General features: G+C 66.3%; 13 protein-coding genes. 3 read left to right on the forward strand and 10 right to left on the reverse strand.

What is annotated here, in order from left to right; translation table 11 throughout:
* Nucleotides 1-46 precede the first annotated feature (46 nt).
* Nucleotides 47-1,390, forward strand: coding sequence for a hypothetical protein (locus AB0N24_RS08130; protein WP_364122713.1), 1,344 nt, complete (start codon nucleotides 47-49; stop codon nucleotides 1,388-1,390).
* 21 nt (nucleotides 1,391-1,411) lie between these two features.
* Here AB0N24_RS08130 and AB0N24_RS08135 read toward each other — a convergent pair whose 3' ends face one another.
* Together AB0N24_RS08135 and AB0N24_RS08140 are read right to left on the reverse strand one after the other, a co-directional pair.
* Nucleotides 1,412-2,761 carry a M18 family aminopeptidase gene (locus AB0N24_RS08135; protein ID WP_364122715.1) on the reverse strand — a complete coding sequence of 450 codons (1,350 nt, stop codon included), beginning with the start codon at nucleotides 2,759-2,761 and terminating at the stop codon, nucleotides 1,412-1,414.
* 61 nt (nucleotides 2,762-2,822) lie between these two features.
* Nucleotides 2,823-3,734 carry an intradiol ring-cleavage dioxygenase gene (locus AB0N24_RS08140; RefSeq protein ID WP_364122717.1) on the reverse strand — a complete coding sequence of 304 codons (912 nt, stop codon included), beginning with the start codon at nucleotides 3,732-3,734 and terminating at the stop codon, nucleotides 2,823-2,825.
* 256 nt (nucleotides 3,735-3,990) lie between these two features.
* Here AB0N24_RS08140 and AB0N24_RS08145 point away from each other — a divergent pair, with 256 nt between their 5' ends.
* Complete coding sequence (locus AB0N24_RS08145) at nucleotides 3,991-4,491, forward strand: Hsp20/alpha crystallin family protein (RefSeq protein ID WP_364122719.1); 501 nt, start codon at nucleotides 3,991-3,993, stop codon at nucleotides 4,489-4,491.
* A gap of 84 nt (nucleotides 4,492-4,575) precedes the next feature.
* Nucleotides 4,576-4,905, forward strand: a complete 330-nt coding sequence (locus AB0N24_RS08150) for a hypothetical protein (protein WP_364122721.1) — start codon at nucleotides 4,576-4,578, stop codon at nucleotides 4,903-4,905.
* A gap of 62 nt (nucleotides 4,906-4,967) precedes the next feature.
* On the opposite strand, the gene AB0N24_RS08155 is transcribed toward AB0N24_RS08150, so the two are convergent.
* The 8 genes from AB0N24_RS08155 to AB0N24_RS08190 all read right to left on the reverse strand — a co-directional run bounded on the left by AB0N24_RS08155 (nucleotide 4,968) and on the right by AB0N24_RS08190 (nucleotide 14,315).
* The gene (locus tag AB0N24_RS08155) at nucleotides 4,968-6,428 is read right to left on the reverse strand and encodes an amino acid permease (protein WP_364122723.1); all 1,461 of its coding nucleotides are present in this window, start codon (nucleotides 6,426-6,428) and stop codon (nucleotides 4,968-4,970) included.
* Nucleotides 6,429-6,657: 229 nt separating this feature from the next.
* Nucleotides 6,658-7,410, reverse strand: a complete 753-nt coding sequence (locus AB0N24_RS08160) for a response regulator transcription factor (RefSeq protein ID WP_364122725.1) — start codon at nucleotides 7,408-7,410, stop codon at nucleotides 6,658-6,660.
* Nucleotides 7,407-8,735 (reverse strand): histidine kinase, encoded by a 1,329-nt coding sequence (locus AB0N24_RS08165; protein WP_364122727.1) that lies wholly within the window; start codon nucleotides 8,733-8,735, stop codon nucleotides 7,407-7,409. Before AB0N24_RS08165 ends, AB0N24_RS08160 begins: the two co-directional genes overlap by 4 nt.
* 38 nt (nucleotides 8,736-8,773) lie before the next feature.
* Complete coding sequence (locus tag AB0N24_RS08170) at nucleotides 8,774-9,700, reverse strand: ABC transporter permease (protein WP_364122729.1); 927 nt, start codon at nucleotides 9,698-9,700, stop codon at nucleotides 8,774-8,776.
* A gap of 3 nt (nucleotides 9,701-9,703) precedes the next feature.
* Entirely contained in the window at nucleotides 9,704-10,648 is a 945-nt protein-coding gene (locus tag AB0N24_RS08175; RefSeq protein WP_364122731.1) for an ATP-binding cassette domain-containing protein, read from the reverse strand.
* A gap of 170 nt (nucleotides 10,649-10,818) precedes the next feature.
* Nucleotides 10,819-12,318 (reverse strand): phosphatase PAP2 family protein, encoded by a 1,500-nt coding sequence (locus AB0N24_RS08180; protein ID WP_364122733.1) that lies wholly within the window; start codon nucleotides 12,316-12,318, stop codon nucleotides 10,819-10,821.
* Between the two features lie 27 nt (nucleotides 12,319-12,345).
* Entirely contained in the window at nucleotides 12,346-13,548 is a 1,203-nt protein-coding gene (locus AB0N24_RS08185; RefSeq protein WP_364122735.1) for an MFS transporter, read from the reverse strand.
* Nucleotides 13,545-14,315, reverse strand: coding sequence for a DeoR/GlpR family DNA-binding transcription regulator (locus AB0N24_RS08190; RefSeq protein WP_364122737.1), 771 nt, complete (start codon nucleotides 14,313-14,315; stop codon nucleotides 13,545-13,547). The genes AB0N24_RS08185 and AB0N24_RS08190 overlap by 4 nt, the downstream gene beginning before the upstream one ends.
* Between the last annotated feature and the right edge of the window lie 49 nt (nucleotides 14,316-14,364).

Genomic DNA, 14,364 nt, shown 5'->3' on the forward strand with positions numbered 1-14,364 from the left:
TATGACACAAGCACCGGTCTCACCTCGGCGACGATAGGGGTAGACCATGGGAAAAATCACGCGTCGCAGGACGGCAGGGGCCCGCGGAATTGGCCTCAGCGTCCTTTTCGCTGCCGTCCTTGCATCAGGACTTTCCTTCGTCTGGAACCAGACGCAGCCGGCCCCTGCCGAGGCCGTAGCAACCGCTGCTCCTGTTCAGTTGCGTGGAGTGGACGGCGGCACAGACTATTTTGCGAAGTATGCCAACCCGCTCCCTACCGATCCTGCGTATTTCCCCGTCGGCGTCTGGCTGGAAAGCCTCATAGAACCAACCGATGCCCCCAAGGACCGTCTCATGGGGATAAATCTTTACGTTGATCTGACCAGCAGCTCGGATATTACGCTTGCCACCAAAGAGGGAATGCGCGCCCTGACCAGCATCCCGATGGCCAATGCCGCCGGATGGATGCTCTCGGATGAGGTGGACATGTGGGCCGGCCCCGGTGATGCCGCCTGGACAGGCAACTGGCCGGGATACGGCCCCATCTGCACACCGGAGAACGAGCGATGCGGCTATACCGTCCTGCGCGACCTCCGCGAGTCAGTGCCCGCCGGGACGATGGTCTATGCGAACTACGGCAAAGGCGTGACGTTCTGGGAAACCAACGGGCAGGCCGCAGCTTTCGTCAATGATTTCCAGGACGTGGTGTCTGCGGATAACTACTGGTTCACTGACCCCTATATCTGCGGGCCGTCCGAGGGCGGTGCGGTGTTGGCGGCCGGAGCGCAGCTGGAACCGGGGAAATGCAGACTTGCCGCCAACTACGGCTGGACAGTGGACCGGCTGCGATCCCTGGTGAATCCGGCAGCCAGCAAACCGGTCTGGTCATTCGTTGAAGTCGGCCATCCCTTTACCCAGGCGGACGCGCCCACTATCACCGGACCGGAAATCCGCGCTGCCGTGTGGAGCAGCCTTATCCACGGCGCCCGCGGGATCGTGTACTTCAACCACAACTTCGGCGGCGACTGCCAGACCCAGCATGTGCTGAGGGGCCCGTGCGGGGATGCCGTCAGACCGTGGGTGACGGATGTGAACGCACAGATTACGAGGCTTGCGCCTGTACTCAATGCCCCTTTCCTCGAGAATGCACTCTCGCACGGCGAAGGGATTGATGCCGCCATCAAAGTCCACGACGGATCGCTTTACGTCCTCGCCGGTTCCGCGCAGGCAGGGCAGCAGGATGCCGTCTTCCGGCTGACCTGCATGGCCGGCGCCGGCGCCGCAGTAACCGTCGTCGACGAAAACCGCACTGTGACGATGGCCGACGGCGCCTTCACCGACCACTTTGCGGACGGCAATGCCGTCCATCTATACCGGATCGACGGCGGCGCCGCGTCCTGCGTCAAGTAGCGGAGCCGCCGAACCTCCCGACTACGCCGGCGTCCGGAAGAACAGTTCGGTCACACGGGCCAGCCGGAACGGGTCCTCGACGCCGCAGAGTTCGCGTGCCGAGTGCATGGACAGCAGCGGCACCCCCACGTCGACGGTCCTGATGCCCAGCCGCGTAGCGGTCAGCGGTCCGATGGTGGATCCGCATGGCATCACGTTGTTGGAGACGAACTCCTGGTACGGAATCCCCGCCTCGCCGCACAGCCGCGCCCAGAAGGCTGCTCCTGGTGCATCGGTCGCGTAGCGCTGGTTGGCGTTGATCTTCAGCAAGGGCCCGCCGTTGAGGACCGGCCGGTTGACCGGATCGTGGCGCTCGGCATAGTTAGGGTGCACCGCGTGCCCCGCGTCGGCGGACACGCAGAACGACGCCGCCAGTGCCTGTCGCCGCTGGCTCGCCGACGCGCCGAGGCCGTCCGAGATGCGCACCAGGATGTCCTCGAGCAGCGGTCCGCAGGCACCCGAGCGCGAGTTGGAGCCGATCTCCTCGTGGTCAAAGGCCGCGAGGACGGCGATCGGCCCGCCGCCCGCGCGCTCCCCTGCCTCACCGTGGGCGATGAGTGCTGCCAGGCCCGCATGGGTGGCGGACAGGTTGTCCAGCCGCCCGGAGGCGAAGAACTCACTTTTGGCCCCGAAAACCGCGGCTTGCTGCGTGTCCGCGATGACGACGTCGTACCCGCCGATCTGTGCCGGATCCACCGGCGCGACGCCGGGAGCCGCCGGGGTGGCCCGCTCGGCCAGCAGCGCGAGGAGGTCCTCGCCGGCCGGGTCGCCGAGCCCGAAGACGGGATTCATGTGCTGCTGCTTGTCCAGCGCCAGGCCGTCGTTCACCGCCCGGTCCAGATGAATGGCCAGCTGAGGGAAGCGAAGTAGCGGCCCGGTGGCGGTCAGGCACTGCGTGCCGTCGAGCATCACCAGCCGCCCGGCCAGCTGCAGTTCACGGTCCAGCCAGGAGTTGAGCAGCGGACCGCCGTAGACCTCGACGCCTGCCTGGAGCCAGCCGAACTTCCCCATGGTGGGCTTGGGCTTGAGCTTGAACGACGGCGAATCGGTGTGCGCCCCCAGGACGTTGAACCCGGTGGTGGGTCCGGCACCCTCCGGCGTCACCCAGGCGATCAGCGCACCGTCGCGGACCACGTAGAACCGGCCTGCCGCGCCGCCTTCCCCGCCGTCGCTTGTGCCGGCCGGCCACGCCTCAAGCTCGTCCAGTCCGGTGAAGCCCGCCCCGTCCAGCCGCCGTGCGGCTTCCTCCACTGCGTGGAAGCTCGACGGCGACGCGCTGACGTACGCGCCCAGGTCCCGGATGTGGTCTGCGGCAGTGGCGTGGGAAGGCATGGCTCCGAGTCTAGCGGTGCCGCGACGGCCCACCGCCGAAGGTCCTTTCCTGCACCGTTTCCTACACCGTGACGTTGAGCCCCGCCGTGTAGCCGCCTGCCACCGAACCGGACATGGTGGCCAGCTGGTATATGCCGCCGTCGTCGCCAAAGACGTTGTCCGAGGTGAGCGTGGTGTTGGGAAAGTTCCGGGCGCTGGACTCGTAGCCTGCCGTGGCGTAGACCTCGTTGCAGGCAGCCTCCGTCATGGCGATCTGGGAGACCGCCAGCACGTGGCCGGCCACCGTGGCATTGCTCATGGACTCGAAGACTTCGAAGTGGATGTGGGGCCAGCGGCCGTTGTACGCCCCGGGGTAGATGGTGGCGAACGAGACCTGTCCGTTCGCGTCCGCTTCCTGGACCCCGCGGAGGAAGTTCTCGTTTTCCAGCCCGGCGTCGTACATCGAGTATTTGCCGTCGCGGTCGCAGTGCCAGGCATAGACGGCGGCGCCGGCGAGCGGCCTGCAGCCGTTGGCGTTGTCCAGAAGGGTCAGAGTGACCGTCAGCGGGATGCCTTCGGCCTTGGTGGTGGAGGTCCCGAAGCTCGAAGTGATGTCCTGCCGGACCACGCCGGATGCCTCCAGGACGTTGGGCCCGTTGGAACCGTCACCAGGGTAGGGGCCCGCTGTCTCCTGCGGAATTTCCACGCCGCATTCGGCAATGGCACGGGTCAGCGTGGGTGACGCCGACGGCGTGGCGGACACTGACGCTGAGGAGGTCGCCGTCGCTGTTGCGGAACCGGTGGCGGCCGCCGTCGTACTGGCAGCGCCGGAGGTGGACCCGCCCGGGCTGCAGGCAGCCAGTGCTGCGGCCGCGGCGCCGGCGCCGAAAAACATGCCCAGCGACCGGCGGCTCACCAGCGTCGAAAGGTCGAATTCCAGGCCGCGGTCATGGTTGGGATGCGGTTCGTGGGGAGGCTGCGGTGAAGTAGTCATGGACCCATGAAACTCCAGACGACTATGCCGGGCATAGGCCTTTCCTGTGTGCCGGCTGTGCGGTTCCTTCAGGCGCGGCGGCGGTGCCGGCCGGCAATACGGCGGTGCCCGCCGCCGGGATCCTGCCGTTTCGTGAATGGCCGGTCCGGCCGGGGACTTTGGTCCCTATCCCCGCTCGCCGGATAGGTATCTACTGGTGTGTGGGTCTGGCCGCCTGCGGTTGCCGCCCTGCCAGGAGAACAACCAGGAGAGAGCTATGTCGGGTGCGTTGAAATGGTCCCCGTTCGAGTCGGCCCGGTGGCCGGACGCCGACGACGGGGCGGGCAGGACTCCCCCGGGCTTCACCGGCGCACTCGGGCGGGTCTTTGGTCCCAACAACGTACCGGTCCCCGCTCACAACGAGGAGGTCCGTGCCGCCGATGTGCGTGTCGAGGAGTTCGTCGACCGGGAGACCCTCGTGGTCCGGGCCGACATGCCCGGCGCGGACCCGGACCGTGACATCGAGGTGTCCGTGGCCGGAGGCGTGCTGCATATCCGCGCCGGACGCGGGGAATCCGATGGTCCCTCCGACGGGAACGGCCATCATTCCCGGTTGCGTTACCGCCCCTTCACCCGCAACCTGCCGTTGCCGGAAGGGGTTACCGACACAGATATCAAGGTGTCCTTCAGGGACGGCGTGCTCGAAGTCAGAACACCGCTTCCCGCGGCACCATTAGCGGATGCCCCGGAGAAGCGGCTCCCGATCAGCCGCGAATAGCGTCGGATCCATCAGCCAACAGGCTCATTCAACCAGCCGGGCGACCGGGAAAGAGGCAGCAGAACATATGGAACGGGTCCCTCAATGGAACTGAAAACACAGTGGCACCGGCTTGATCCCGCAACACGCCGCTGGTTCATGGATAATCCCGGCTGTGTGGTGCTGCCGAGGACGATCGCCACGATCGTTGCCCGGGTTGCCGATGAGCCGGTGGTTCGGGACCAGCACGGCGCCATCCAGCTCAGTGCTGAGGACGTCAGCTTCATTCGGACCCGGGTTCACAGTTCCGCCGCCGCAGCCGGGGAGCACACGTTCTTCGATTCCGTGCAGCCGGGCCAGGGCGTGGATCCGGCGGCGGACGTGGACTCCGAAAGCAGGGAGTCCGGAAGCACGGAGTCCGGCCACCTGGACTGACGGCGGCCGGACTCCGGTTGCGGGCAGGTTACGCCCGCTGCTGCCGGGCTAACGCAAGTGAATTACGACGCCGGTCCGGCACCTACGCCGGCTTCTTCGGCTGTGGCGTCCGTCCGGTCGGTGCTGGTCGAGGCGGTTCGTTCGGTCCCGGCCTGTTCGGTCCCGCCGGTGCTGCCGAGGTTCTTGCGGTAGCGCCAGACGCCGATGCCCACCACAACGCCGGCCAGTGCCAGTGAGAGCAGCAGCGACTCCCGGGTGGACTCCAGGACCACCATGCCGATCAGCAGCGCAACGATGCTGACGATGGACACCCAGGTCAGGTAGGGGAAGAGCCACATCTTCAGGGCAAGGTCCTTGGCAGCCGCGCCCATGCGGCGACGGAGGATCAGCTGCGAGGAAGCGATGACCAGCCAGACGAACAGCGCGATCGCACCTGACGTGTTGACCAGGAACAGGAACACTGTGTCCGGCGCAATGTAGTTGAGGCCGACGGTGACGAAACCCACCACGGTAGAGGCCATCACCGCGGCGGCCGGAACGCCGCGCTTGGAGATCTTCATCCAGGCCCGGGGTGCGTCCCCCCGGCGGGAGAGCGAGAACAGCATGCGGCTGGCCGTGTAGAGGCCCGAGTTCAGGCAGGACAGCACCGAGGTCAGGACCACAATGTCCATGATGGTGCCGGCGCCCGGGATGCCGAAGAGCTCGATTACCGCGACGTAAGGGCTCTTGGCCACTGAAGCGGAGTTCCACGGCAGCAGGGTGACCACGATGGCGATGGAACCGATGTAGAACACCAGGATGCGCCAGACAGTGGACTTCACGGCCTTCTTGACGGCGTCCACGGGGTTCTCGGACTCACCGGCTGCGATGGTGGCGATTTCTGCGCCGAAGAAGGAGAAGACAACCACCAGGATGCCGGCGAGCACCGCTCCGGGTCCGTTGGGCAGGAATCCGCCGTTGTTGACCAGGTTGTCCAGCCCCGGTGCCGGAACTCCGGGGATCAGGCCCAGGATGGCGGCCACGCCGAAGAGAAGGAACAATACGATGGCAGCCACCTTGATGGAGGCAAACCAGAACTCGAACTCCCCGTAGGATTTCACGGAGCCGAGGTTCGTCAGCGTCAGCAGCACCATGAGGACCAGTGCCCACACCCACTGGTCGATTCCCGGAACCCAGCGGTGCATGATGGCTGCGCCCGCTGTTGCTTCGATCCCCAGGACAATGATCCAGAACCACGCGTAGAGCCAGCCGATGCTGAATCCGGCCCACCGGCCCAGGGCCTTGTCCGCGTAGGTGGAGAACGATCCGGTCTCGGGGTTGGCCGCGGCCATTTCACCCAGCATCCGCATCACCAGGATCACCACGATTCCCGCAGCCATGTAGGCGAGCAGGATGCCGGGGCCGGCCTGCTGGATGGCGGCGCCGGAGCCGACAAAGAGGCCCGCGCCGATCACGCCGGCAATGGCGATCATGGACAGGTGCCTGGGTTTCAGGGACTTGGAAAGCTGTTGGTCAGCGTGCATGGAAGCGCCGTCCTTAGTTGAGGGTGCGGGCCCAGGACAGGCACGGATCTCCGTGCGTCAGGCCACATTTCTTTCTCACCCTAGACCGGATGCCGGACGCCACATCTTGTGCAGTCGAACATATTGGGTGGCCACGAAACAGCGCTTCCCACAACGAAGAACAGCATTAGGCAACCAAAGTATCCTTTACGGCAACATGGAAATGTGCCCGAAATCTACTTCCGGGTAGTTAGTAGTCCGGATTGCTCGGGACCACCAGCCCTGTCTCGTAGGCATAAACAACTGCCTGCACCCTGTCCCGGAGATGCAGTTTGGCGAGGATCCTGCGCACATGGGTTTTCACGGTTGCCTCGGACAGGAAGAACCTGTGGGCGATCTCGGCGTTGGACAGTCCCTCGGCCATGGCTTCCAGCATTTCCGTTTCGCGCGGTGTCAGCGCCTCCAGCAAAGGGTCCCTGTGCTGCTCGTCGCCGTTTGCATGCCGGCCCCGGCCCGCTGCCGGCGCGGAAGCTCCCAGGCGTTGACCGGGCACGGCCGAGGGGTGGTCCCCGCGCACATAGGCTTCCAGCAGGCGGCGCGTGACGCGCGGCGCCACCACGGCGTCTCCGCTTGCCACCACCCGCACGGCATTCACCAGATCAGCCGGGGCCACGTCCTTGAGCAAAAATGCCGAAGCACCGGCCTGCAGGCCGGCAAAGGCGTACTCGTCCAGGTCGAATGTGGTCAGGATGATCACCTTGGCGGCGGATCCTGAAGAGGTCACTGCCCGGGTTGCCTCGATTCCATCCAGGACCGGCATCCGCACATCCATCAGCACCACATCCGGGTCCGTTTCCCTGACCTGCCGGATTGCTTCAGCCCCGTCGGACGCTTCCCCCACGATCCGAAGATCGTCCTCACCCTCGAGGATCAGCCGGAAGCCCATCCTCAGCAGCGGCTGGTCGTCCACCAGCAGGACTTTGATCGGTGCATTGCCATTCATGATTTTCCTTGGTCCCCATTCCAATTCAGTACAGCCCTGACCCGCCATCCTCCGGCGGCCGGGCGTCCGGCTTCCACCGTACCGCCGTAGATCCCCGCCCGCTCGCGCATTCCGGTCAGGCCCTGGCCGGTCCCCAGCGGTTTGGCTCCGCCGGCCACCGTTCCCGCTCCGCCCGTTCCCGCCTGGCCCACAGTGCCCCGGCCGTCGTCGAGCACTTCAATGGTGACCGTGCCGTCAGCGCGCACCATGCTGACATCCACCCGGCTCAGGGCCCGGCCGTACCGGAGAACGTTCGTCAGTGATTCCTGAACAATCCGGTAGACGGTCAGCTGGAACGCCGCATCGTCAGGAAGTGCCGGCCCGGTGTGCGAATAGTGCAGCGGCAATCCCGCCGTACGGAATCCCTCCAGCAGTTTGGCGAGGCTGTTTCCTGCGCTCAGGGGCTGGCGCGGTGCCTGTCCGGCAGGCGATTCGTCGCGTAGGACTCCCAGCACGCGGCGCATATCGGCCAGGGCCGTCCGTCCGGTCCGCGACAGTTCGGCCAGCACCACGGCGGCGCGGTCCGGGCTCTTCCTGACCACCACGGCCGCACCGTCCGACAAGGTGACCATTACCGTCAGGGAGTGGGCAACGACGTCGTGCATTTCCCTCGCGATCCGGTTGCGTTCAGTGACCGAACCCAGCTCCGCCGTCCGGGCAGCCCATGCGGCGATTTCCTGTTCGTGTTCCCGGCGCTGCCTGACGGAGATGCCGATTCCGGTGGCGATGATGTTGGACAGCGTGATGGTGATGCCGGCAACGATTCCGAAGACAAGCTGCGAATTCTCCGGCGCTGCGGGACCCCCGTTGGGAAGCGCCCGTTCCAGCGGCCCCACAAGGGTGAGGAAGTACAGCAGTGATAACGGAGCGTTGGCCAATGCCAGCGCCGTGATGGAGAACCTGCGGGACCGCTGCACTGCCAGCGCATAGAGGGCAAACCAGAGGCCCCCTGAAACATTGGAGCCCCAGGGGTGCAGGAACGTGATGCCTACTTCCAGCACGGCCACTGCCGCCACAACGGCCATCGGATGGGATCGGCGGAACGAGAGCGCAACGGCGACCGCGGCAAGGAGCGCCGTCGCAGCCCAGCCGCCGTCGGCCACGGTGTCCACTGTGGTGGGCGTGACGAGGAGCAGGTAGCACAGCACCACCACGGCATCCATGGCCCGGGGGTGCCGGTGGAGGTACCGCCGGAGCCTGCCGCGGCGCCGGTCGGCGAGTGCGGCAAAGGACGCATCAACCTGATTCAGGGCTGATGCGTCCTTTGCCATCGGTTCTTCAAGCATGCGTTGAGCCTAGACGGCCATTCCGCTGCGGGACCTGCTCATACGTCGCGCTTCTTCAGCAGGATCATGGCGAGCACTGCGGGAACGACCACCCACGTGCCGAGCACCAGGGCCGCCTGCCACGCCTCGAGGGACCCGTCCACGTGGTTCACGGCCGTCAGGGCGTCCACGGTGTTGCCCGGCAGGTACTTGCGGGCTTCCTCGAAGAATTCGCCGGGGATCAGCTGGAAGGCGATCGGGACCACGAAGAAGAGACCCACCAGGCTCATGATCCCGCCGGCGGAATTCCGGATGATGCTGCCCAGGGACATGCCGATGGTAGCCACAGCGGCCACATAGAGGCTGTTGACGATCAGGAGTTTGACGGACTGCGCACTGGCCAGATCCAGGCCGAGGTCGTAGTTGTCCAGGATCGGGACGGATATCAGGCCGGCCAGCAGGGTCGAGACGCCTGTGAGGGCGAAGGACACGACACCAACCACGAGGAATTTCGCCACGAAGGCGGGGATCCTCTTGGGCACGGCCGCGAAGGTGGAACGCGCCATTCCGGTGGTGAACTCGGAGCTCATCAGCAGCACGCCGAGGGACCCGAGGATCAGCTGGGCGAAGACGACCCCGGAAGTGGGCGCGGTCACCGCAATGTCTCCGCCCTGGGCGGCCATCTGGGCTGCCGCTGCCGGATCGGACGCCATCTGCTCGCGGAACTGGCCCGTGGAGAACGCCGCCAGAGCCCCGAAGCCCACCATCACCAACATGGTGGAACCGAGCAGGATGAGCGTCGAGAGCAGGGTGCGGAACTTGATGAATTCCGAGTTCAGCACACGCAGGAAACTGGGACCGGGGCCCGGTGACGCCGGACGGCCGGACGGAAGGGCAGCCTGCCCTGCGGGCGTCCCGGCTTGAGGCTGGCTGCCGGACTGGGCCCGGCGGCCCGAGGGGTTGGGTTCCAAAGTGGTTGAGCTCATGGCTTAGTTGCCTCCGGTCTGGGCGGGAACGGGGGCTCCCGTGCTGATCAGCGAGTGGTATTCGACCTCATCCTTGGTCAGCTCCATGTAGGCCTCTTCGAGGCTGGCCTGGAGCGGGGTGAGTTCGTAGATCATGACGTGGTTGTCCAGGGCGGCGCGTGCGATCTGGCGGGGATCCAGCCCCTTGACCTCCAGCAGTTCCTGATCCTGGGCCTCCACCGAAACTCCCGCGCCGGCGAGGAGACGCATGAGCTGGTCGGGCTGGTCGGTGCGGACCCGGGTGCGGCTCGCACCCTTGCCGTTGATGATGTCCCTGATGGGGGCGTCGGCAATGATTTTTCCGCGGCCGATCACAATCAGGTGGTCGGCCGTCACGGCCATTTCGCTCATCAGGTGGCTGGACAGGAAGACGGTCCGCCCTTCGGAGGCGAGGTACTTCACCAGGTTGCGGACCCACACCACACCCTCCGGGTCCAGCCCGTTGACCGGCTCGTCCAGGATGATGGTCTGCGGATCCCCCAGCAGTGCCGCGGCGATGCCCAGCCGCTGGCCCATGCCGAGCGAAAAGCCCTTGACTTTCTTTTTGGCGACCTCACCCAGTCCGGTCATTTCGATGACCTCGGTGACGCGCTTCTTGGGAATGCTGTGGGTGGCGGCCATGGCCAGGAGGTGGTTGTAGGCCGAACGGCCCGTGTGCACTGCCTTGGCGTCCAGCAGGGCACCGATTTCGCGCAACGGGGCGGCGTGCTTGGCGAATGGGACACCGTTGACGGTGACCGAGCCCGACGTCGGGGTGTCCAGTCCCATGATCATTCTCATGGTGGTGGATTTGCCGGCTCCGTTGGGGCCAAGGAAGCCGGTGACCTGGCCTGCCTGGACCGTGAAATTGACTCCGCCGACGGCGGTTTTGTCGCCGTAGACCTTGGACAGGCCTTTTGCTTCAATCATGGAAGCGTTCCTTTGCGTTGCTGTGGATGCGGTGACGGCTTCTGCTCGCCGCAGATCCGTTCGTACCACCCACGCTACAGACGCAAGCCTCCGTTTTCGCCGGTCTCAGGGATGATTCAGGGTGCAGTCAGGGTAGTCCCAAGGGATGACCCCCGCCCCGTGCCGGCTGCCTACTCCGGCTGCGGCGAGTAGTAGGTCAGCGCCCCGGGCAGCACGGAGAATTCAACGCGGCGCACGCCGGGCATGGCTTCACCGTCCACGGCCAGGGCCATGGGCGATCCCGCTGCCTCCACTGTCACCGACGTGGATTCGCTCAGGTGCGTGATCCGGGACGTGGCCACGGTGCCCGTCAGGACGGACCACAGCAGCCGGATCCGCGCAAACGACTCGTCGGCAGTGATCATCCGGAGGTCCAGGACGCCGTCGTCCATCACCGGCCGCACCAGCGGGGCATGGTCCCGGGGGTAGTAGCGGCCCCGGCCAACGTAGAGGATCCACAGCTTGTGGCGGACGCCGTTCACAATCATGGTGGTCGGGGTTCCGGAAGCAAAAGTCCGGAACATGGCCGCGACTCCGGCAAGCGGTTTGCCGAGGGCCGGCTGGAGCTGTTCCCGCCGGCGGACCAGGTTGGGGTACAGGCCGATGCTGGCCGTGTTGAGCATGATCCGTTCCAGCTTTTCGGGACTTCCTGCGAGGCCCCGTTCCAGCCGGACATGCCCAACGTCGGCGCAGGCCGCCGCCCCGTTGGAGGCCGCCTGCACGGCATCCTCGAGGGAGGATGTTCCGGCGTCACGGGCAAAGTGGTTCAGTGTTCCGCCGGGAAGGACCAACAAAGGAAGCGAGAGTTCGACGGCGACAGCCGCCGCCGTCCCCACCGTTCCGTCCCCGCCCCACACGCCGAGCGCCCTCACACCGGGCCGGGCAGCAGCCGCCTGGATCTCGGAAGCGATGTCGCTGTCGTGACCGATCTCCTGTATATGCGCTAACGGGAATACATCCTGCAGCGCCTTCACGGTTTCCGGCGCATAGGACCCGCCCAGGGTGTTGACCGCGATGCTGAGACCCTGGCCGCCGGGCAGCTTGGCGGCCCCGGCACCGGAGCGGCTGGTCTCCGGGAAGGGCGGGCGGACGGGCCACCACTTGCGGGTAATCATGGCTGCGCCGGCGCCTATGGCGGAGCCGAACAGCACGTCCGAGGGCCAGTGGGCGCCGGTATGCACACGGGAATATGCAACACCGGCCGCAAGGGGCGCCAGGACTGCGCCGATGGCTGGCTGAACCAGCCCGACGCCCACGGCAAAGGCCGCCGCGGACGCCGAGTGGCCTGACGGCATTGAGGAACTGGTGGGTTGCGGGTTGACGAACCTGAACACGGGAAGATGCTCGGGCAGCGGGCGGGCACGCGGAAGGAGTGTCTTGAACACCACGTTGGTGACCGCCGACGCCACGCCCTGGGCAATCAGCCCGTGCAGGGCCGCGCGCCGCGGTTTCCCGGGGATGAGGGCCAGGCCTCCGGCCACCGCGAACCAGAGCTTTCCGTGGTTGGCGGACGCCGAGAGCCGCCTGAACAGCACGTCATGGTTGCCGCCGGGCAGGCCGGACACGGCCTTGAGTAACATCCGGTCCAGCCCGGCGACCAGGCCCGGGCCCTTCCTCAGCATGCTTCGCATTTTTCCACCCTACCGCCGGGAAGCCGCCTACTCGTTGCGGAGCGGCGCGCCCGGCAGGGGCTTCGCGGCTCCGGCAAGGAGGAGTGCCACGACGATGGGCGCCATGATCGCGAGCAGGGCCAGGTGGATGCCGGTGAGGTCACCCAGGTAGCCGAGGAGCGGCGGCCCTGCCAGGAAGGAGATGTATCCCAGCGTGGACACCACGGATACCCGGGCGGCGGCCTTTTTCGGATCGTCGGCAGCGGCGGACATGCCCATCGGGAAGGCCAGAGCGGCCCCGATTCCCCAGAGCGCGGCCCCGGCCGTGGCCAGCCAGACGTTGCCCGCCAGGACGAAGAGGCCCAGGCCCGCAGCTGCGGCGGCCATGCTGGCGCGGAGCACGGCAACACGTCCGTACTTGTCGATGACGAACCCGCCGCAGAACCGCATCGCCGTCATGGCGAGGACAAAGACGGCAAACATCAGTGCGCCGGTGGATTCGCTGGTACCGAGGCCGTCCACTGATGCCTTGGCGATCCAGTCGTTTCCGGCACCTTCGGTGAGGGTGGCCCCGAGGACCACCACGCCGATCAGCAGCGTGCGGCTGTCCCGCCAGGCGGACTGCCCCTTCGGTGCTGCGGTTTCCGGGTCGGAGTGCACCTCGGCGGCGATGTGCGGCAGGAAGTAGCGGGGCGCCACCATGGTCAGCACGGCCACTATGGCGGCAATGACCAGCAGGTGGGCCGGGAGTCCGACGCCAAGACCGGAGAGGCCGGCGCCGATCAGGGCGCCCACGAAGGCGCCGCCGCTGAAGGCTGCGTGGAACTGCGGCATGATGGTGCGCTTAAGCCGGTGTTCGACGTCGGCTCCTTCAATGTTCTGGGAAACGTCCCACAGACCGATGCCGATACCGAAGAAGAACAGCGCCACCGCCGTCCCGGGCACGGATTCGGCCGTCAGCGAGAGGGCGATGCCCACGCCCGCCACAGCAGCCAGAAGACCGCTGGCGCGTACCGCGTTGGCCGTTCCGATCCTTCCCACCACCCACCCGGCCGTGGGAAGGGCGATCAGCGAGCCGACGGCCGTGCAGAGGAGCAGCGTTCCCATCTGTCCGGAGGTCACGTGCAGAATTTCGGTGACAGCGGGGATGCGGGCGGCCCAGCTGGCAAACACCAGGCCATTGATCCCGAAAATCAGGAACGTCGCGGCGGCCGCGGCATTCAGTTTCTGGCTGGAGACGGCGATGCTCATACGTTCACTACTTTCACTGAGTGTTTTCCAAGTTGTGTGAGTTCCTGCGGGCTGAATGTCCTGTCCGTCACGATGACATCGACCGCCTCCAGGGCTGCCACGAGCGCCACGGCGGCTGCGTTCCATTTGGAGCCGGCGCAGGCGGCGATCACCCGGCCGGCGGATTCCAGGCCCGCGCGCTTGACGGCGGCATCGTCGAGGTCGTGCGCCAGCAGTCCGTCTTTGAGGGTCACCGCGCAGGGTGTCACCACGGCAGTGTCGAAGCGGAGGGAACGGATGTTGGCCTCGGCCAGCGGCCCGCGGAAACACAGTTCGCCCGGGATCAGGCTTCCGCCCGGCACCAGGAGGGCGGGCCGGTACCCGGCGTGGCTTTCCGCCGTCAACACATTGAGGGCGCGCAGCGACATGGGCATGAGGGTCAGTTCGCGTTGCCGCAACTGGCGGGCGATCTCGGTCGCAGTGGTGCCGCTGTCCAGCCAGACGTGCTCCCGGTCCCGCAGCAGTCCTGCCACGCCGGCGGCGATCCGGACCTTGGCGTCCTGCCCTTCCAGCTCCCGCTGCCCGTACCCGGGATTCTCGCCCCGGAGCACCAGGCTCTTGGCTCCGCCGTGCACCCGGCGGAGGACGCCGTTGCCGGCCAGGGTATCCAGGTCGCGCCGGATGGTGGCACCGGAAGCTCCGCACTCCGCCATCAGCTCGTCAACGGTCACCTCTTCACGGCTCCGCAGCAGGTCACCGATCAACCGGTGCCGCTCTTCAGTCCTCATGGTCAAATGCTAACGGAAAGTGATCATTTAGTCAGAACTGTGAGCGTTT

The sequence above is a fragment of the Arthrobacter sp. NPDC093128 genome (assembly GCF_040683875.1).
GTDB lineage: Bacteria > Actinomycetota > Actinomycetes > Actinomycetales > Micrococcaceae > Arthrobacter.

Bases quoted from the DNA above. Each gene is read 5' to 3' on its own strand.
- AB0N24_RS08130 (WP_364122713.1), top strand. From the start codon at position 47: ATGGGAAAAATCACGCGTCGCAGGACGGCAGGGGCCCGCGGAATTGGC.
- AB0N24_RS08135 (WP_364122715.1), bottom strand. From the start codon at position 2,761: ATGCCTTCCCACGCCACTGCCGCAGACCACATCCGGGACCTGGGCGCG.
- AB0N24_RS08140 (WP_364122717.1), bottom strand. From the start codon at position 3,734: ATGACTACTTCACCGCAGCCTCCCCACGAACCGCATCCCAACCATGAC.
- AB0N24_RS08145 (WP_364122719.1), top strand. From the start codon at position 3,991: ATGTCGGGTGCGTTGAAATGGTCCCCGTTCGAGTCGGCCCGGTGGCCG.
- AB0N24_RS08150 (WP_364122721.1), top strand. From the start codon at position 4,576: ATGGAACTGAAAACACAGTGGCACCGGCTTGATCCCGCAACACGCCGC.
- AB0N24_RS08155 (WP_364122723.1), bottom strand. From the start codon at position 6,428: ATGCACGCTGACCAACAGCTTTCCAAGTCCCTGAAACCCAGGCACCTG.
- AB0N24_RS08160 (WP_364122725.1), bottom strand. From the start codon at position 7,410: ATGAATGGCAATGCACCGATCAAAGTCCTGCTGGTGGACGACCAGCCG.
- AB0N24_RS08165 (WP_364122727.1), bottom strand. From the start codon at position 8,735: ATGCTTGAAGAACCGATGGCAAAGGACGCATCAGCCCTGAATCAGGTT.
- AB0N24_RS08170 (WP_364122729.1), bottom strand. From the start codon at position 9,700: ATGAGCTCAACCACTTTGGAACCCAACCCCTCGGGCCGCCGGGCCCAG.
- AB0N24_RS08175 (WP_364122731.1), bottom strand. From the start codon at position 10,648: ATGATTGAAGCAAAAGGCCTGTCCAAGGTCTACGGCGACAAAACCGCC.
- AB0N24_RS08180 (WP_364122733.1), bottom strand. From the start codon at position 12,318: ATGCGAAGCATGCTGAGGAAGGGCCCGGGCCTGGTCGCCGGGCTGGAC.
- AB0N24_RS08185 (WP_364122735.1), bottom strand. From the start codon at position 13,548: ATGAGCATCGCCGTCTCCAGCCAGAAACTGAATGCCGCGGCCGCCGCG.
- AB0N24_RS08190 (WP_364122737.1), bottom strand. From the start codon at position 14,315: ATGAGGACTGAAGAGCGGCACCGGTTGATCGGTGACCTGCTGCGGAGC.